17 protein-coding genes are annotated in these 19361 nt (G+C 45.8%); 6 read left to right on the top strand and 11 right to left on the bottom strand.

The genetic code is table 11. The features are described 5' to 3' along the window. From IT233_04230 to IT233_04205, 6 genes are all read right to left on the bottom strand, one after another. On the bottom strand, window positions 1-1144 hold a 1144-nt coding region (locus IT233_04230), incomplete at its 3' end, for a hypothetical protein (protein MCC7301832.1). A gap of 4 nt (window positions 1145-1148) precedes the next feature. Further along, window positions 1149-1820, bottom strand: a complete 672-nt coding sequence (locus IT233_04225) for a T9SS type A sorting domain-containing protein (protein MCC7301831.1) — start codon at window positions 1818-1820, stop codon at window positions 1149-1151. Between the two features lie 311 nt (window positions 1821-2131). Then, the gene (locus IT233_04220) at window positions 2132-4615 is read right to left on the bottom strand and encodes a bifunctional UDP-N-acetylmuramoyl-tripeptide:D-alanyl-D-alanine ligase/alanine racemase (GenBank protein MCC7301830.1); all 2484 of its coding nucleotides are present in this window, start codon (window positions 4613-4615) and stop codon (window positions 2132-2134) included. Between the two features lie 3 nt (window positions 4616-4618). After that, window positions 4619-6457, bottom strand: coding sequence for a glutamine--fructose-6-phosphate transaminase (isomerizing) (gene glmS / locus IT233_04215; protein ID MCC7301829.1), 1839 nt, complete (start codon window positions 6455-6457; stop codon window positions 4619-4621). Between the two features lie 4 nt (window positions 6458-6461). Continuing rightward, window positions 6462-7781 (bottom strand): DUF4270 domain-containing protein, encoded by a 1320-nt coding sequence (locus IT233_04210; protein ID MCC7301828.1) that lies wholly within the window; start codon window positions 7779-7781, stop codon window positions 6462-6464. Window positions 7782-7830: 49 nt separating this feature from the next. Beyond that, window positions 7831-8658: a glycogen/starch synthase gene (locus IT233_04205; protein MCC7301827.1), complete on the bottom strand. Its 828-nt coding sequence runs from the start codon at window positions 8656-8658 to the stop codon at window positions 7831-7833. Between the two features lie 164 nt (window positions 8659-8822). Here IT233_04205 and IT233_04200 point away from each other — a divergent pair, with 164 nt between their 5' ends. The 3 genes from IT233_04200 to IT233_04190 are packed head-to-tail and all read left to right on the top strand — an operon-like array spanning window position 8823 to window position 11132. Continuing rightward, window positions 8823-9716: a pantoate--beta-alanine ligase gene (locus IT233_04200; protein ID MCC7301826.1), complete on the top strand. Its 894-nt coding sequence runs from the start codon at window positions 8823-8825 to the stop codon at window positions 9714-9716. A 52-nt stretch (window positions 9717-9768) separates the two neighbouring features. Further along, on the top strand, window positions 9769-10119 hold the full coding sequence (locus tag IT233_04195; GenBank protein MCC7301825.1) for an aspartate 1-decarboxylase: 351 nt from the start codon (window positions 9769-9771) through the stop codon (window positions 10117-10119). Between the two features lie 5 nt (window positions 10120-10124). Further along, window positions 10125-11132, top strand: a complete 1008-nt coding sequence (locus tag IT233_04190; protein ID MCC7301824.1) for a flippase-like domain-containing protein — start codon at window positions 10125-10127, stop codon at window positions 11130-11132. An 8-nt stretch (window positions 11133-11140) separates the two neighbouring features. Here IT233_04190 and IT233_04185 read toward each other — a convergent pair whose 3' ends face one another. Genes IT233_04185 through IT233_04170 form a run of 4 tightly spaced genes read right to left on the bottom strand, consistent with a single transcriptional unit; the run spans window position 11141 to window position 16015 of the window. Next, window positions 11141-11629, bottom strand: a complete 489-nt coding sequence (locus IT233_04185) for a T9SS type A sorting domain-containing protein (GenBank protein MCC7301823.1) — start codon at window positions 11627-11629, stop codon at window positions 11141-11143. After that, window positions 11629-13173 (bottom strand): T9SS type A sorting domain-containing protein, encoded by a 1545-nt coding sequence (locus IT233_04180; protein MCC7301822.1) that lies wholly within the window; start codon window positions 13171-13173, stop codon window positions 11629-11631. Before IT233_04180 ends, IT233_04185 begins: the two co-directional genes overlap by 1 nt. Before the next feature lie 5 nt (window positions 13174-13178). Further along, on the bottom strand, window positions 13179-14609 hold the full coding sequence (locus tag IT233_04175; protein MCC7301821.1) for a hypothetical protein: 1431 nt from the start codon (window positions 14607-14609) through the stop codon (window positions 13179-13181). Window positions 14610-14650: 41 nt separating this feature from the next. Then, window positions 14651-16015, bottom strand: coding sequence for a hypothetical protein (locus tag IT233_04170; protein ID MCC7301820.1), 1365 nt, complete (start codon window positions 16013-16015; stop codon window positions 14651-14653). A 241-nt stretch (window positions 16016-16256) separates the two neighbouring features. Here IT233_04170 and rfaE2 point away from each other — a divergent pair, with 241 nt between their 5' ends. The 3 genes from rfaE2 to radA are packed head-to-tail and all read left to right on the top strand — an operon-like array spanning window position 16257 to window position 18725. Next, window positions 16257-16748, top strand: coding sequence for a D-glycero-beta-D-manno-heptose 1-phosphate adenylyltransferase (gene rfaE2, locus IT233_04165; GenBank protein MCC7301819.1), 492 nt, complete (start codon window positions 16257-16259; stop codon window positions 16746-16748). 48 nt (window positions 16749-16796) lie between these two features. After that, on the top strand, window positions 16797-17300 hold the full coding sequence (locus tag IT233_04160; protein MCC7301818.1) for a hypothetical protein: 504 nt from the start codon (window positions 16797-16799) through the stop codon (window positions 17298-17300). A gap of 54 nt (window positions 17301-17354) precedes the next feature. Next, window positions 17355-18725, top strand: a complete 1371-nt coding sequence (gene radA / locus IT233_04155) for a DNA repair protein RadA (protein MCC7301817.1) — start codon at window positions 17355-17357, stop codon at window positions 18723-18725. 2 nt (window positions 18726-18727) lie between these two features. Here the strand turns inward: radA and IT233_04150 are convergent, their stop codons facing one another. Beyond that, window positions 18728-19351, bottom strand: coding sequence for a hypothetical protein (locus IT233_04150; protein ID MCC7301816.1), 624 nt, complete (start codon window positions 19349-19351; stop codon window positions 18728-18730). Between the last annotated feature and the right edge of the window lie 10 nt (window positions 19352-19361).

The raw sequence follows: 19361 nt of genomic DNA, 5'->3' as shown, positions 1-19361 counted from the left end.
CCCATGTACTCCCGGTTCCACTACCGGCCAGCAGCAGATCATTGTTCCCGAGCAATTGCATGGTTAAGAAATAATCCGAGGGGCCTTGTCCATACATATTTACCCATTGCATGATTCCGGAGGCATCTGTGCATAGCACAAATCCTTTATAATTTCCCCAAGTTGCTGAGGTGTCGCTCTCCAGGCCGGGAGAGTAGCCGGTTAAAAAGTAATTTCGTGGCACCCCCTGGTCATCGGTATATTCTACAAGGTCACATACATTATCATCATAGGTGTCGCCGTAAGTTCTGAACCATTGGGTTTGACCAAAGGAATTCAACTTGATTAAATAAACGTCTTTACTTCCCGCCCCATAGGAATAGCCACCGGCAGCAATAGCAAATCCTGAGTCAGCGGTCGAAATAATAGAGACTGCCATATCCATCAAAGGGCCGTTGAATATCTTTTGCCAGAGAACGTTACCTGTTGTATCTACTTTGACTATGCCGAAATTAACATAGGTCCCGGTATCCATATTTACGATAGCCGCCAAATTCCCGTCTGCAGTCTCTACCAACTTCTGGCAACGCTCATTGTTCGGGGTTCCCAGTGTAACCTGCCAGAGAATATTTCCCAATGTATCTCCTTTGATTATCCAGCCGTCTTCTCCGCCCAAGCCCTGGGAGGATGTGAAGCCGCAGGCATAGAAATACTTTCCCTGTGACGGTCGAATTATCGAGCGTAAGCCCTCCTGATTATTTCCTCCGACTGCTTTTTGCCACAGAACACTACCATTGTCATCTATAAGGCTAAGAAACCCATTGGGTACCGGAGTATTGATCCCGACGCTCTTGCTAAAACCTGCCACCAAATGTCGATTTGATGGCAGGGTCACAAAATCAAAAACCGCGTCTTCCAAGGCACCACCCAGCGTTACCAGGCCAAGCACATTTCCAAAAGAATCGGTACGAAGTATACATCCGTCATAGTCTCCCTGTCCGTAGCTTTTTGTAGATCCACCGGCTAATAAACATCCATTGGCGATGGTATCCACGGCATAAATCCAATCGACCTGGGTGTTTCCGTAGAGGTGTTGAAAGCGAGGGGACTGGGCGTGGCACACACCCAACAAACAAAAGACTGCAGAAAAAAAATACTTTAACATTTTCCTACTCTGAAAGTACTACTTTTTTAAATAGTACCACAGCCTCTCCGGATATGATCTGAAGATAGTAAATGCCGGCAGGATATCCGGATACCTGAAGGCCGTTCCCGTTAAAGAACGCCCCCGTTTCGGTTCTTTCAAGCAACAAATTTCCGGTAGTGCCATAAAGCCCTATGGTATATATCTTGGATTCAGACTTTATCTTGAACGAAAGAGTTTCCTTTGCAGGAATGGGAAAGATGACGATGTCTTCTGAAGAATATTCAGGTTTAGACTCAGGATTTTCTATTTTACAGCAGGAGCAATTTATGGTAATGGTTACAAAATCGGAGGCGTCACAACAGCCTTGGCTTGTAACGGTCACCCAATATGTTGTTGTTGATGTAAGATTTGTTACAGTGGGATTGGCAATATTGGTAAAATTCAGACAAGTAGATGGTGTCCAGGCGTAACTAAAGCCGCCCGCGCAACCATCTGCAGTTGGACTTCCTCCAATGGTCCCGGAGTATGAGCCTGAGCAACTGGTACGGTTGCTGCCTGCATCTACAGTACACGAGACGATAGAGCCGGCTGGTTCAAAAATTTCAACTTTAGACTTGGCGGCCTCGTTGTTGTTGGCAATTCCCGTTAGGGAGAATACCAAAAAGGCGGCGATGGAGAGAAGGGATGTTTTCATAGTTTTCATTTACAATAATATGGCAGGGGGGCGGCAATTCCAAAGTTATTAATGACGAACCTGATTTCGAAATGACCAATGGTTTATAAAGCGCTGAATGCCAAATCGATGACAGCTTAGCGGAAATGAAAATAAAGTTTGTCAGGAGTACTGACGAAGTTTATCCTGTTTTGATTCCAGGAGCATTCGATTTACTTTGCATGTTTAAATGTTTTGCTGTTTTTCATTTCACTTTTCTTCGCTGTTAGAGAAAAGTAAAGCTGAAAGCAATTAAACAATAAAACAACTAAACTAAAGTAATAAAACAGTAATTACTCCTGATAATACACCCTCTTCACCCTCCGGCTTACATTGGTGAGTACCTCATACGGAATGGTGTTCAGATCGCGGGCTACTTCAATGATGGGATACTCTTTGCCGAATACGATCACCTCGTCGCCTTCGTTGGCTTGAATGCCGGTAATATCGATCATGCACATGTCCATGCATACATTTCCCACCACATGAGCGGGACGGCCATGTACCATCATTTTTCCTTTACCATTGCCCAGTTTGCGGCTTAACCCATCGGCGTATCCAATAGGAACCGTGGCAATGGTCATGTCGCGTTCGGCTTTTCCTTTTCGGCTATATCCCACCGTATCGCCGGCCTTGATGTGCTTGATCTGGGATATGGTGGTCTTCAATGTGCTTACGTGTTGAAGCTTTTCCTGCTCTTTTTCATCGAAGGCCACCCCATACATTCCGATGCCAAGTCGTACCATTTCAAATTGTGCATCGGGGAAGCGGATAATGCCTGCCGAATTTAAAATATGACGTAAGAAAGGCTCGGGGAAGTGTGGCTTGAGTTTATCCGACATCTCCATGAACTTGCGAATCTGTGAACGGGTAAACTCATCGTGTTCATTTTCATCGCTGGCCGCCAGATGGGAAAAAACGCTTTTAACCTTGATCTGTTTGTTATTCTTGATGCGAACAATAAGCTCATTCAATTCATGATCCTCGAATCCCAGCCTGTGCATGCCGGTGTCCAGTTTAAGATGCACTAAGAAGGGCTTTCCGTCTTTACTGGGATAACGTTTCACAGCCTCATCAAAAAGCGACAAAACTTTGAAACTGAAGATCTCCGGCTCCAGGTTGTATTGCACCATGGAATCGTAACTCTGCACTTCGGGGTTCATGACCATAATAGGCATGGTGATCCCGCCTTTTCGAAGCTCAATGCCTTCATCGGCATAAGCCACGGCCAGGTAATCGATCCGGTGAAATTGCAGCGCATTGGCGATCTCAAAGCTTCCGCTGCCATAGCTGAAAGCTTTCACCATGGCCATCACCTTCGTGTCGCCTCTGAGTTTAGATCTGAAATAATTATAGTTATGGACCAGCGAATTGAGATTGATCTCCAGCACCGTTTCGTGCGCCTTTTGCTGCAACACTTTGCTGATTTCCTCAAAGCTAAATGCACGTGCTCCCTTCAGAAGGATGGATTCGTTATGAAAAAGTTCCGGATTGTATTCTTGCAGGAAGGAGTGCGTATCCCGGTAAAACGATTTCTTTAAATGGAACAGATCTTTATTCCTTGAAATGGCCTCTCCAATACCGATCAGGCGCGTAACTCCTTTTTTATGGATCAGGTCCGCTACTTCTGCATACAGCTTGTTTTCATCTTTGCCGCTTTGAAGAATATCAGAAAGCACCAGTGTTCGGCCGGGATGTTGTTTCTGCTGGTTTAAAAAATCCAACGCAACACTTAATGAACCCAGGTCGGAATTATAACTGTCGTTGATCACCGAACAATGATTCACGCCCTCCTTCAGTTCCAGTCGCATCGCAACAGGGCTGAGGTATTTAAAGCGCTTACTGATCTCTTCGTTGGGAATGCCCAGGTAGAGCATCACTGACCAGCAATGGATTGCATTCTCTATGGAGGCCTCGTCCGTAAAAGGTATTCGGATACGAATGAAATCGTTATTAAAGATCCCCTGGATCTCGGTCTCGCCGTTTTCCCTTGTCATTTTCCCAACCTGTAGATCGGCCCTCGACTTTCTGGACCAGGAGAATACGCGGGTTTGCTTCAGGCCAGGATGTTTCCCTACGGCGTCGTGGATCACAAGGTAGTCTTTGCAATAAAAAACCAATCCGCAATGAGCAAAAAGGTTCAGTTTTTCATTCACCTTGTCTTCCAGCCCGCTGAAATTTTCCGAATGCGCATCGCCCAGGTTGGAGATGAGACCCAGGGTGGGCTGAATCACCTCTTCGAGTTTTTCCATTTCGCTGTGATGCGAAATGCCCGCTTCGAAAATAGCCAGCGTATTTTCTTCACCCATGTCCCACACCGAAAGCGGAACGCCTACCTGTGAATTAAAACTGCGCGGACTGCGTACAATAGTATAATCTTCCCTCAAAAGCTGGAAGAGCCATTCTTTTACAATGGTTTTTCCGTTGCTGCCGGTGATGGCCAGTACGGGATAATTAAAGCGTTTCCTGTGTGCGGAACATAACTGCTGCAGGGCACGGAGCGTGTCGGGAACCTGAATGAAAATGGCTTCCGGAAAACGTGACAGATCAGAAAGGGCGTCAGAAATAATAAAACTTCTTACTCCTTTATCATACAACTCCGGAATGTACCGGTGTCCGTCGTTACGCTCACCTTTGAGGGCGAAGAACAGGGAAGAATCGGCATGGGAGATCTTTCGGCTGTCGATGAGGAGATGTCGAACCACCCTTTCTGCGCTCTCCTTCCCGCACAGGGCTCCGTTAACAAAAGTCCGGATCTGGGTTAAGGAATAGGCCACGGATCACTCTACGGTAACAGATTTAGCCAGGTTGCGGGGCTGATCCACATTGCAACCGCGCATTACGGCAATATGATAGGAGAGCAGCTGCAGAGGAATCACCGAAACCAGAGGCACCAGGCATTCGTCCGTTTCAGGGATCTCAATTACATGATCTGCGATTCCTTTCACAATATCGTCGCCTTCGGTAATAATAGCGATTACTTTACCTTTTCGCGCTTTCACTTCCTGAATGTTGCTCACTACTTTTTCGTAATTCGCCCCTTTGGTAGCGATCACAATCACCGGCATATTCTCGTCTATGAGTGCAATCGGACCATGTTTCATCTCCGCTGCAGGATAGCCCTCTGCATGAATGTAGGAAATCTCCTTTAGCTTCAGAGCGCCTTCCAGTGCAACCGGGAATGTATAACCGCGGCCCAGGTAAAGGGCATTGGTGCAATCTTTGAATTTTGCGGCCAGCTTACGGATGCCGTCGTTCAGCTGAAGAACCTTTTCAATTTTTTCGGGAATTGAATTCAATTCACTCAGCAGGGTATGATACCGTGAGGAGTTAATGCTACCTTTCCGGAAAGCGATTCTCAGCGCCATTAATGTAAGCACGGTCACTTGGGCTGTAAAGGCTTTCGTGGAGGCTACACCGATCTCCGGGCCGGCGTGAGTGTAGGATCCTGCATGGGTATGACGGGGAATGGACGATCCTACTACATTACATACACCAATGATGGTAGCGCCTTTCGATTTTGCCAGTTCAATGGCGGCAAGGGTATCAGCAGTTTCACCCGATTGTGAAATGGCGATCACCACGTCCTGCTCATAAACAATGGGATTCCGGTATCGGAATTCGGAAGCGTATTCCACCTCTACGGGAATACGTGCAAGATCTTCGAACAGGTATTCTCCCACCAGCCCGGCATGCCAGCTGGTGCCGCACGCGGCAAAGATGATTCGCTTGGCGTTGAGAAATTTCTGTTCATATTCAAGGATTCCTCCCAGTGTAACTACCCCGGCATCAAGATTCAGCCGGCCACGCATGCTGTCGCGCACTGAACGCGGTTGTTCGTATATTTCCTTGAGCATGAAATGGTCGAAACCGCCTTTCTCCAGCGCTTCCATTTCCATCTCCAGCTCCTGAACGTAAGGTGTCTTGGGCTTGTTCTTTATAGTTTTGATCTTAAGCTCCTTCCCGCGTTCCACAAAGGCCATTTCCTCGTCTTCAAGATAAACTACATTCTTGGTGTATTCCACAATGGGAGTGGCATCGGATGCAACATAGAATTCATCCTTCCCGATCCCGATTACCAGCGGGCTGCCTTTTTTCGCACAAATCAGTTCATTGGGATTGTTTTTATCCAGGATCACGATGGCGTAGGCCCCTACTACCTGATTAAGGGCCTGACGAACGGCTTCTCCGAGACGAACACTCTCTTTTTTGCGAATATCTTCAATGAGATGAATGAGCACTTCGGTATCAGTGTCCGAAGTGAATTTATGACCTCGCTTTTTTAATCCTTCCTTGATAGGAGCATAGTTCTCGATAATCCCATTATGGATAATCACCAGGTCCTTGGTCATGCTCTGATGAGGATGGGCGTTTACATCGTTGGGTTCCCCGTGGGTGGCCCACCGGGTATGACCGATACCGATGGTGCCCGCAGTATCTTTTCCTGCAGCGTACTTTTCAAGGTCAGAAACTTTTCCTTTACACTTGTATACATTGAGCTGAGAGTTGATGATTGCCACACCTGCGCTGTCGTAACCCCGGTATTCCAGGCGGTGTAATCCCTTGATGAGAATTGGATAGGCTTGTTTATCTCCCAGATATCCTACAATGCCGCACATCGAATCAGTTCAGTTTTGTATAGGTGATCTTTAAACGCATTTTATGCGGACTGCTGGTAGTTCCTCCTCCCAGCACCACCCGGTGTGGATTCACCGCACTTCCGGAAGCAAGAAGAATGAGTCCGTAATCCTGCTTTTCTCCGTTGAGAAGATCCTGTATGTGACGGGCTATATTGAAACGGTACTGCTTTTTGGTGGCATCCCAGGTACCGCCAAAATAAGTGCCCCCCTGATCCTCATAATAGTCAGATAACAGAATCTGCTTGCCGGCGCTGTCCAGCGCTACCAGCACCAGTTTGGATGGAGTAGCAAAATCATTGTCCATAGTGGAAGCATCTGTCTGAAGGATCAACTCTGCTTTATTCACAGCTATATCTCCTTGTGATTTCAGGAATTGAATGTTGGGAAGGTAAAATTTTGTTTTAAGCCCCATGAGTCCCTGGACATATACATGATCGTAGTTCGCAGTATCGTTTCCATTGAGCTGGGCAGTAATGGCCGGTCGTCCGGAATAGTCATGACGATAATGGTTAAAGCTCGCTGTATTCCCGTCTACAATGAAAGAGTAGCTGGCTCTTCCCTGATTTCCGTGCGTACCATAGGCATCGTGATAATAGAGCGTGATTTTAGTGTTGGCATCTGCCCATTTGAAAGAGAGAATACCTCCCGCTTTACGCGCGTTGGTATTCACCGGTCCGGCAGTAATGTAGAGCCCTTTGAAATAATTCACCCAGGCTGTATTGGAAGCCAGGTCGCCCGCAGAGGCAGCGAGGAGAAAATTTCCGAAAGAATTATTCAGTTTGATCCTTAACTGCGGGGGGAAGGTATCGTTCCCGGCAAACAGACTGTCGAAAGGTCTTGGATAAATGGTTTGAACTCCAGCCAGACTGGTGGATACGTCAATTGAATCTTCGCAGTCGTACGTACTGTCCTTGTACATCATTCCGTTCAATGTGTACACGGTAAACACCTGCGGACTCAGTGTGCCGTAGAATCCTTTAAATGTCATCGAAAGGATCACCGAATCACAGGTAGCTGTTCCAAAGTTTGGGCCCGTTGTGGAAAGCAGGAATTGAGAATACACCGAGGCGGTTGTTTTTCCGAAAACAGGATCGTCATAGTACCCCAGGGAAGTTGCCGAACGGTTGGAGGTAACCAGACTGTCTTCTCTTATCGTATGGGCCTGCAAATAGGCCGCTTCGGTGTATTCAACCCCAAGCTGATCGTCTATCAGATCCAGCCCTATGTTACTATTCTCCTTTTTGCAGGATGCAAGGCATAGTGCAAGTGCTAAAAAGCACGAAGCGGAAAATGAATTTTTCATTTTCCGCAAACGTGATGTGAAAAGAATTATTGCTCCGGTCATAAAGGTATTAGTCGGCAAATACCGGCTCCAGTTCAAGGACTTCATCATAGAACTCGTTGTATGCGTCTACGTATTCGTCCATATCTTTATAACCCAGCACCGGAATGCCGGCTTTTTTCATGTATTTGTCGAGATCCGGATGAAGTTTGTCTGCGCCCCTGATCACCGCATCAGAATAGTCAATGGCGGTTTTAGTAAGGTTCACGAAATTCGGAGTTTTCAGGTGCTCAAGATCTCCCTTTTCAACATTCTCGTAAACGGCTTTACGGGCCATGTTCTTATCCATCGCCGGACTGAATTCGTCGTCGTATACAGAATAAATCACCCGGCTGTCGGCAAAGATCGGATCTTCACGGAAAGAACGCTTCAGATAAACAGGTACCAGGGAGGTCAGCCATCCGTGGCAATGCACGATATCAGGAGCCCATCCCAGTTTTTTCACGGTCTCAATAACACCGCGTGCAAAAAAGATCGCGCGCTCGTCATTATCGGCAAAATACTTGCCGTTCTTGTCGGAAAGAGTAGCCTTGCGCTGGAAATACTCTTCGTTATCAATAAAATAAACCTGCATGCGTGCAGCCTGTATAGAAGCTACTTTAATGATCAGCGGATGATCAGAATCATCAATGATCAGATTCATTCCGGAGAGGCGGATGACCTCATGGAGCTGATGCCTGCGTTCATTGATACAACCGTAACGGGGCATAAAAGTCCTGATCTCCTTACCACGTTCCTGAATTCCCTGGGGCAGGTAACGGGCAATGGTTCCCCTCGTTGTTTCCTCTAGATATGGGGTGATCTCAGAGGAAACAAAAAGTACACGCGCTTTTTTCATTTCGGGTTTTGTTTATGACCTTTCCGGAATTCCGGAAGGTGGTAAGACCGGCTGGAACCAGGAAGAAGTCTGTTAAGAAAAAGTATGCAAATTTACTAAAAAACAGGGGATTATGCAATATTTCCCATAGTTTAGAGTCCATTTTGACGCTATAAGTGCCTGTAATGAAAGTAGTTGATACAGCGGAAGAATTAGCTTCCTTTTTATCTCCCCTCAGGGCCTCCGGCGGGGAGTGCGGATTTGTTCCCACCATGGGCGCTTTACATAAAGGTCACATTTCACTGCTGGAACGTTCCAAACGTGAATGTAGTGTTACCGTGTCCAGCATATTCGTTAACCCAACCCAATTTAATGATCCGAAAGACCTGGAAACATATCCCCGGACATTAACAGAGGATCTCCGGATGCTGGAACAAGCCGGTTGTGACCTGGTATTTGTTCCTTCGGTGCAGGAAGTCTATGGGCAGTCAGTAATCAGCAGCCAGCAGTCAGCCTTATTGTTTCAGCAAGATCTTCCCGGATTCGAGCTGGGGAGTCTGGGTGAAGTGATGGAGGGAAAATTCCGGCCCGGACATTTTGAAGGAATGGCGGTGGTGGTAAACCGGCTTTTTAATATCGTGAAGCCGGACAGGGCGTATTTTGGAAAAAAGGACTATCAGCAACTGGCTATAATTAAAAAGATGTCATTATTCAGGCTTAAGGCAGCAGTCCGGCCGCATATAGAGATTATAGCGTGTGATACGGTGCGTGAGTCGAATGGCCTCGCCCTGAGCTCCCGTAACCGGAAATTAAGTGAAGAGGACCGCCGGAAAGCATCCCGGATCTGTTCCGTGCTGAACTGGACAAAAGCAAATGCGGGCCTTCTCACAGTGGGAGAGCTTCAAGCGGAGGCGGAAAAACAACTGAAGAACGAAAAGTCTTTTCAGCTGGAATATTTTGAGATTGCCGGCAGAGACACCCTTCTTCCCCTGGCACACGATCAGTTTCCGCAAAACGCTGTGGCTTGCGTTGCCTTGCACCTCGGCAGTGTTCGCCTGATCGACAACGTTGAACTCTGAAACGCACCAACTCATTACTATCTTCGTACTTTAATCCTACCTTTGCCCCGCTATGCTGATAGAAGTAATGAAATCGAAGCTTCACCGCGCCACCGTCACGGAGGCGAATATTGATTATGTGGGGAGCATAACGATCGACGAGAATATGATGGATGCGGTGAATCTTATTGAGAACGAAGCGGTCCATGTTTTAAATTACCGTAATGGAGAGCGCATCATCACGTATGTGATCCGCGGCGAACGCGGCAGCGGAGTGATTTGCCTGAATGGCCCGGCCGCCTTGAAGTTCCGGGTGGAGGATGAAGTGATTATCCTGTCGTACGCGCAAATGGACTTTGAAGAGGCGAAGAAATTCAAGCCTGCCATAGCTTTTCCTGAAGCCGGCACCAATAAGGTAAAATAACACTCTTGAAAAAGAGGATCCTTTCGATACTGAAATTTTCCTTGTTCTTTGGCCTGGGTATTTTCCTCGTATGGCTGAGCGTGAAGGATTTTTCTGAAGAACAGATTGACGAGTTTTACAGGGCCCTGGGAATGGCAGATTATTCGTGGATCATTCTCTCCATGATTCTCGGAATATTCTCACACGTGAGTCGTGCCATCCGCTGGATCATGCTCATGGAACCGGTGGGATATAAGCCGGGAGTGCGCAATACTTTTTTTGCGGTGATGGTGGGATACCTGGCGAATTTTGCATTTCCAAGGCTGGGAGAAGTTACCCGGTGCACGGTGCTGACCAAGTATGAGAAAGTGCCGTTTCCCCAAGGGTTCGGAACGGTGATTGCGGAGAGAGCATTTGATACGCTTTGTCTGGGACTGATCTTTCTGGTAACCTTGTATATGCAGTTCGACGGCATTTACGCCCTGGTGAATGAACACATATTATTTCCGGTGAAGGGACTGTTCAGCCGCATTGGAGGAAACCCGGTGTTGTTTTGGGGAGGGATCGGATTCCTGGGATTTTCCCTGATCGGTTTGTTCCTGTTCAGGCAGCGTGTCAGGAATATTCTGGGAGGCAAAGTGGGGGGAATTATTAAAGGATTCTGGGAAGGCCTGGTTTCTATCCGTAAACTCCGGAGCCCGGGCCTGTTCCTGATGCATACGGTGATCATCTGGACGTTATACTATGTGATGCTGCATGTTTGCTTCTACAGTTTTGAAGAAACTTCAGGACTGAGGGTAGGGCAGGGAATGGCTGTGCTGATTATGGGCGCCGTGGGGATCATGTTCACGCAGGGTGGCATTGGTGGATACCATCTTCTGGTTTCCAAAACACTTACCTCTCCTCTGGCTGGAATTTCGGTTCCCATTGCCGGGGCCTTCTGCTGGATCGTTTGGGCCAGCCAGTTTGTGACCATACTCATAGCCGGATCACTATCTTTGATCTTACTTCCCATTTTGAATAAGGAAAAGTAATACGGTCACTACTTATTATTAAGTATTAGCTTCTCCGTCTGACACATTCCATCAATCAGCTGAATTTGGACAAAGTATAACCCATTCTGATAGTTAGCTAAATTGATCTCCGACTTGAACTGGGAATTTATGGAGCGCGCCATCAGCAACTCACCGGAAACTGACAACAGGCGAATATAGAGCATAGGGTGATAGACACTGATCAAGGAAACTCTTCCATTGGAGGGGTTTGGGGAAAGGAAGGCGTATGGCCGGGGCAGTTTCGTCTGATGTATGCGCAAATCGGATGACTCATTAAGGATAACAGCGACAACAGAGCCCCCACTGTCTGCCATAAACACATGTTCGATCTGATCTTCTTCCGGGATCGAGTCTTCTGAAATGGTTTCGATGTTTCCCGCATTCTCTGTCTGTATCGTGCTTGTGATCTGGGCATGTGCGCTGAAGGTGACGCCTATCAGTAACAATCCGGGAAGTAATACATTTATTATTCTCATCAGCGTTGTATTATGAGTTTGTGATTGATAATTTGTTCATTACTCCCGATAGTAACAAAATAAATACCATTACTTAAGTTAGAAACATCTAATTCCAAAAAATTCCTGAAATGGAATTGCGCAGAATGCTTTAATTCTCCTATAGCAGAATAAAATTTTACACTTAACTCAGAATACAATTGATCCACAATGATTTGAACCGTATTCGAAGTTGGGTTGGGAACTAAAATCACATTCTCCAAAATGTATGGATCCCTAACATTTGCGATTTGGGCACAAGTCGTTATCAAGCCTGGACCAAACGAATTGAGGACAGAAAGCGAACTATCAAATCCGCCTGAAAATAGTGAATAATTAGGTTGCGTCACGTTGGCCAACTCGTTAACCAAATTCATGGAGATGGGAATGGGGTTACATATCGAATTGTTCGACGAAGTGGTGAGGTACAATGAACCAGTGTAGTCGGGAAGAAGCGTGCTTTGATTCCCAATAAAGAGAAGCGTTGAGTCGGAAGAAAGTCCAGCGCTAAGGAATTCCCCCGCTGAATTTCCCCAAGAAAGACTTGAAATCGTGTCTAAATTCTGATCAAGAAACAATGCGATGTTTTTATAGGAGCTAGATGAATAAGACGTGCCAACTAAACAAATTTGACCATTAAAAACAGGAAAAGCGGAATAACAAAGACCCGCTTGTGATGTTCTATAGGATTTGGCGGAAACGACATTTAAGGAACTATCTAACTTTATACACATGAGGACTGGCGAGGAGATAGGCTGGCCATAACCGTATAGGAGTAAGGAATCTGAGCTAAGTGATATCAAGCCCAATCCATTGGATGAAAACCCAAAGTCATAATGAATGGAATTAAGAATATTTCCTACCGTATCAACGTGAATTAATGCCATTGGGGCGGAGGCGCCAATATGACTTGCAGCGACCAGATATCCCCCTTTCCAGTTAATGACCGATCTGCCGATGTTGGAATATTGATCGCCCATTGCCTTGCACCATAATAATAAACCGGAGGAATTATATGCTGCGATATATACATCATCATCCCCTAAGCCAAAATAATCCGATTTGCCACAAATAATCAAATCGCCATCTAATCCAATACATATCGAATTTGAAGATTCATTACTGACGGGAAGTCCCAATTTTTTTGACCAGATAACATTTCCGGACTTAGTTAGCTTAATAATGATGGCATCCTGATCTGAATTTGTAGCCGATGTTGACCCTGTGATGTAAATGTTTGAATCGATATCAATAGTAATATCAGTGGGAATATCATCACCTGCGCTGCCAATAACTCGTGACCATATTGTGTCACCGGTGAGAGAAAAATTTATAAGGAGAATATCTTTATCCCCAAACATGCCATTATTTATATATCCTGAAACAATGAATGAAGAGGTATCCATCTTCCTTAACGCAGTCAACCTGTTGTCAGGTGGAGCAGATATAGAACGCTCTAGGAACAAAGTTTGTGCGCAGGCAGAATAGGCAGCAATCACACAGCTAAAAACGAAAATGAATCGCAAAGACTTCATTGATAGATCTCAATCTTGTAAATAACACCTGAATAGTTTGGGATATAATCAAGAATACTTCCCCTTATTTCCGCTGTAACAAATTGATATTGAGTTGAGCTGGAGTCCAGGGTCATTGATTGGCAATCACTAATAACTTCCCCATTCGAAAATGTAGCCTGGACACGAACCCAGACCGTTGTATTGGGAGGAAGTATTACATTGTTGTCAAATTCTTTAATGTATTCATAACTCCCATCAGGAAGCACTTCCATTACAACCAACGGTTGCCCAGAGGGTGGATTGATACAACCCGGTTGTGTATTGCTCGCGGAGAAGATCAAGGTGTTTCCTATAGAAATGCCACTCGTGGGCGCAGATTTAATTCCAACAGAAATCACATTATCGAGCCAATAATTTTGAAGAAAGGCAAGATCGGTAGAAATAATATAATCTGTTACTTGGTATTGCGGTATATTGAATGATTGTCCGAAGGCACAAAATTCACATCCCCTGGTTTCATTCTGTTGTTGAATTTCAAGTGTTCCAGATGGACACGTTGATTGGGTATGATTTGTTCCATAATATATCCGCATGTCGGGACCTTGTGAAAACCAGAAGCCTTTTGCATAAGGGAATATAAAATATACAGGCTGCTGATTAATTCCAGGTCTTGATAGTTTGTACACACCGCCTAGACCAAAGGCATATCTAACGCCAGATTCTTCCCAAGAGTTAAATGAGGTTTCTTTCTCACAAAGCGTAAGATGATCCCCTTCAAGGAATATTCCAGATGAGTAGTGGTCTCTATCTACGATAGAGTACTGTAATTTTTTTAACCTCACGTTATCCGAAAATGGTGGATCAATTCTTCTGTAATATGTAAATCCTGGTAGCCTAGAAAGTGTGGCATAGGTTTCAGGTGGATTTAAGCTATTCGGTCCTAAAGTTGTAAGAGTTCCATAACAATAATCAAATCCCGGCACCCCCCCTGTTCCTAGAACGATTTCTAGCTCGATACCAAATAAATTTTGCGGCAAACCAATAGCAAGCCCATCCAAAGTATTATTTGGAGGACAAACAGAACATCGATTTGATATCGATGGATCTAGCTGACCAAGACAATTTGTAATCCGTCTTAAGCCTGGTTTTGAGTTGACATAAGGAGGAACAACTATCAGGCTCGTCCAAGTAAGCTGCATTTCCGCTTCTGCTCGACCAATACTTCCACTTGCACAATTAATGCAAGGTATTGGGTAATCTATTTCATCGTATCCATAGGAAAGATGTGGATCGCTGATTAATGTAACTGGGGTGTGAGAATGAAAGGAAGGCACGGAGAGAATAGGCATAATTGGGGTCCCCTGAATTCGGATGGATTTTAGTATCAGCGAAACATGATCTTTACCCGGAGCGAAATTGAAATATTGATCTATTCTTGCGTTCATACGCGCTTTAAGATTCAGGCCTACCTGTTCACATCGGGAAATCAATGAATCAAAACGGATAAAGTAAAGGGAATCAACAGCCAAGCGACAAGTGGCAAAAACAAAGTTTTTAACGGTATCGTTTTTACTCTCATTCTCTCATCCAGTAACCCCACCATCAACATATTCAATTTCTCCTTTAATATAGATGCGAGCTTTCCGCTTTGAGCTAGCTTAATGGCAGCAATATCATTGAAACTGACTCCGCCATAGCTTGTTCCGGTCAGGTATACATTATGCAGCTCATCCGAGGCAATCCCAACCAAAACATCAGCCCCATTTACTGTTGCATTATTATACCGGTGAAGCCAGTCGAAAGTTCCTTGTTTGGAATAAGACACAACAAGATAATCTGTATTCGTGTCGCCTCCTTCTGAAGAACCTCCCACCAAAATGTCTCCCGCCTGATCCAGAATGATCTGGGCAGGCATATCATCTCTATTCGCTGCACCGTTATAACGCTGGATCCACTTTGCGGATCCGTTGGAACCATATTTTACTGTGACAAAATCATAAGATGTAATACCCGATTCTTCTCCCTTGCTCCCACCGCAGACGTAGACACTACCGGTGTGATAAACGATCGAAGTTCCCAGGTCATCGTTTCCGGCCGGACCATTGTATTTACTAACCCATTTTTGTTGGCCGGATGAGGAATACTTTACGGTAAGCATGTCCTGCCCGGGTCCGGAACCATAGGTATTGCCAGTAACATAGATGTTTCCGGCTTCGTCGGCAGTTAGGTCAAGAAATTCGTCATCCTGGTTCCCACTGCCATTGTTGGTTTTTGACCACAAAAAGGTCCCTGCAGATGAATATTTTAAAAGCAAGGCATCAGAATAGGTGCCAGTGAATGTTTTCCCTGCAACCCAAACGCTATTATTATCGCATGCGATTCTGTAAGGTATATCGTCGAGATTCCAGGATCCATTAAAGGTTTGATTCCAGAGTTCGACTCCATTTTGAGAATACTTTATAATTACTACATCTTGGGATGCAACACCAAGGGTTGAACCGCACACATAGATGTTGCCACCTTCGTCTAATGAAAGACCTGCCGAAGACTCATTACCTCCGCTTCCTCCATCATAATGAGATTCCCACAACAATGTTCCGCTACTATTCAACTTAATCGTGGTAATATCGTTTCCACTGGCCCGAACCGAGGTTCCGGTTATAACAATATTCCCGGTAGGGTCAATTTTCAGGGCCTTAGCATAATCTCCGCCATTCATTGTCCCATTGTATGTGAACATCCATTCCTGGGTGCCGTCCGGATGGTACTTGATGATCTTCCAGTCGCTGGAAGTGCCAAGAGAGAAAGAGTTCCCGGCAACATATACAAAGCCATCAGCATCTAAACTCATGGCCACATCCGTACTATTTAAAGTGTTTGAAAATCTCCTTTCCCATTCCTGGTTTACCTGCGAAAAGGAGGCGGAAAACCAAAGAAGACTTAAAGGAAAGAGAAGGGGTAAAAGAGAGGGGGGGGGTATTCTCATCTGTTAAAGTAACAAAAAATAAGCATAAAAAACAAATCAACGTCATACTCCACTCATTGAAACAGGTCTTAACTTTGAGTACTTTTACTGGGGACACGAGAAGTATATGAACTACACCGAGATCATTCAAAAAAAGATCAGTACCAGAGAGGAACTTCTGGCGAGGATTGCCTCGTGGAGAATCAAGAATGTGAAGATCGTTTTCACCAATGGTGTTTTTGATCTTTTGCATCCCGGTCATGTGGACTACCTGGCCAGGGCACGCGACTGCGGCAACCGGCTCATTGTGGCCGTGAATTCCGACGCCAGCGTAAAAAAACTGAACAAGGGACAAAATCGTCCCATCCAGGACGAAAAGTCGCGCGCATTCATCATCGCCTCCTTGCATGTAGTGGATGCGGTGGTCATTTTCAATGAAGACACTCCACAGGATCTCATCGCTGCCCTGCTTCCCGATGTATTGGTCAAAGGAGCTGATTATAAGGTGGAAGATATCGCGGGGCATGAAATTGTGAAGAAGAACGGGGGAGAGGTGAAACTCATCGAGTTACTGCCCGGGTTCTCAACCACAGCTATTGAAAAACGAATACGGGAATAAACTTTGGTACACAGATTGTGTCTAACCATTCAACAAAACAACCCAACCATGAAAAAAGTTCTTACAATTTTCTGCCTGCTGATGCTCAGCGTGGCGGTAGCACAAAATGTACCGGGATCCAACCTGACTCCGGAAGTGGTGAAAAACAAGTTTAAACAGGAGTATCCCGACGCCAAACTCAAACGCTGGGAAGTTAAAGGAGGCCTGAAGAAAGATTATGTGGCCGTTTTCAATCAGGGCGGCTATGCCAAGCGTGCCCGCTATGACATGAACGGCGTGCCAGTGCTGCTTCATACCTTCCATAATAAAACTCAGGTGCCGGCATCGTGGTCAGCACAGGTGATTGCCGCATATCCGGGCTTTAATGTGGACTGGGCCAACGAGTGGAAGAATTTCAAGAACGGAAACCATTTTATCGAAATCCGCCTCAGCAAACCCGGCCTGGTGCTCAAAGCATGGGTAAAACCCGACGGGAGCATTATCAACAATGACAATCCGAACAAGGAGATGAAAGAGAATGGAGAGGGAGACAACGACGGAAGCGGGCAGTAAGAATTTCACACTTTGTAAAAAGACTCTGGTCCTGACCCCTCGTAGCTTTACGCTATGAGCAAGGTCAAGACCAGTTTTTTTTGTCAATCCTGCGGTGCACAATCTCCCAAATGGGTTGGGAAATGCCCATCCTGTAATGAATGGAACACCTATGTGGAGGAGATCATCCAAAAAGTCTCTGAAGCGAAATCTCCCGGAATTGCGCTGAGTTCCCGCCGCGCCATAAAGCCTTCTCCCATTAATGAAATTGACCTGAGTACCGAACACCGGATTCAATTGCCAGACAAAGAGCTTAACCGGGTACTGGGTGGAGGATTAGTGCAGGGTTCGCTTACCCTGTTTGGAGGAGAACCGGGCATCGGGAAATCCACCCTGATGCTCCAGGCTGCCACCCAGTTAAAGGGCTTCAAAGTGCTTTACGTAAGTGGGGAGGAAAGTGAACAGCAAATACGCATGCGCGCCGAACGTATTGGCATTAAAAATCCGGATTGTTTTATTCTCACAGAAACTTCCACCCAAAATATTTTCAAGCAGATTGAAGCCCTGGAACCCCAACTGGTAATTATTGATTCTATACAAACTCTGCATACCGCGCACATAGAATCTTCCCCGGGCTCTGTATCGCAGATCCGGGAAACAGCGGGAGAACTGCTGCGATTTGCCAAGGAAAGCGGAACACCCGTGTTTTTGATCGGACACATCACAAAAGACGGAACCATTGCCGGTCCGAAAGTACTGGAGCACATGGTGGATACTGTATTGCAATTTGAGGGCGACCGGCACCACGTTTACCGGTTGTTGCGAAGCATAAAAAATCGTTTTGGTTCCACCAATGAACTGGGGATCTATGAGATGCAGGGAGCCGGATTGAGGGAAGTCAGCAATCCATCGGAGATCCTGATCTCCGCAAGGGAAGAACCTGTAAGTGGCGTGGCCATCAGCGCTACCATGGAAGGCTTACGACCATTACTCATAGAAACCCAGGCTTTGGTGAGTTCTGCTGCTTATGGTACCCCGCAGCGCTCTGCTACCGGTTTTGATCTTCGCCGGCTGTCTATGCTGCTCGCTGTGCTTGAAAAACGCTGCGGTTTCCGGCTTGGAACTCAGGATGTGTTCTTAAATATTGCGGGAGGCTTGAGGGTTGAAGACCCCGCCATTGATCTGGCCGTAGTGTGTGCAGTGCTTTCTTCGTCCGAAAATATTCCTATTTCTCCCAAAACCTGTTTTGCTGCCGAAGTTGGTCTCAGTGGAGAGATTCGCCCCGTAAACAGAGTAGAAACGCGGATAAGCGAAGCGGAAAAATTGGGATTTGAAGAAATATTTATTTCCCGATATAACTCAAAGGGAATTGAACAGAGGAATTACAAAATCCACCTTATTCAGGTAGGAAAAATAGAAGAAGTGTTTCGGGTATTGTTTGGTTAGGATCAGTTCTGATCCGGATTCATCTGCGTATCATGCAGTGATTTTTCCTCAACCGAAACCGCGGTGTATGTTACCTTGTACGCCGCCCCCTCAAATACCATTTTCAATGGCAGATGACCGTTCTCCAGCGCTTTGTACACCGAAAGTGTGGATGGATTGCCTTTAAACGGAGAAGCATCCATCACCAGATCCTCGCAGAGATAATAGTCTTTTCTTACATAGGAGTCGGAATAGTCTGATTTCACATCGCAGGAGAGCACTTTACAGCTATGGTTAAGTATCTGTTCGGTTTTATTTTGCTTTACTGCAAAAAGAGTATTCTCTTTCAGGAAGAGGGCAGCGGCATCATTCCCTAAAGTGAGTGACGAGCTTTTTTTGTCTCCGGCATTGACTACCAGAAGTCCGGATGACCCTGAAGTGCCATTGCAAACCGCACGAATGGACGCCCCCTTTACATAGATCTTCAGCTCGGTACCGGTAAGCTTGGCAAAAGCAGAAGTCTGGATGACCGGATCAACCGATTCCACTTTTACACTGTAGGTGATGATTCCTTCAAACTGTTTTTGTGCCCCTGTAAACGCAACCAGCGCGAGGAGAACCAATGTAGCGAAAAGAATTTTTTTCATAGGATGAATT

Source organism: Bacteroidia bacterium, from assembly GCA_020852255.1.
Classification (GTDB): Bacteria; Bacteroidota; Bacteroidia; order JADZBD01; family JADZBD01; genus JADZBD01.
This window is presented reverse-complemented; position numbering and strand designations above follow the sequence as displayed.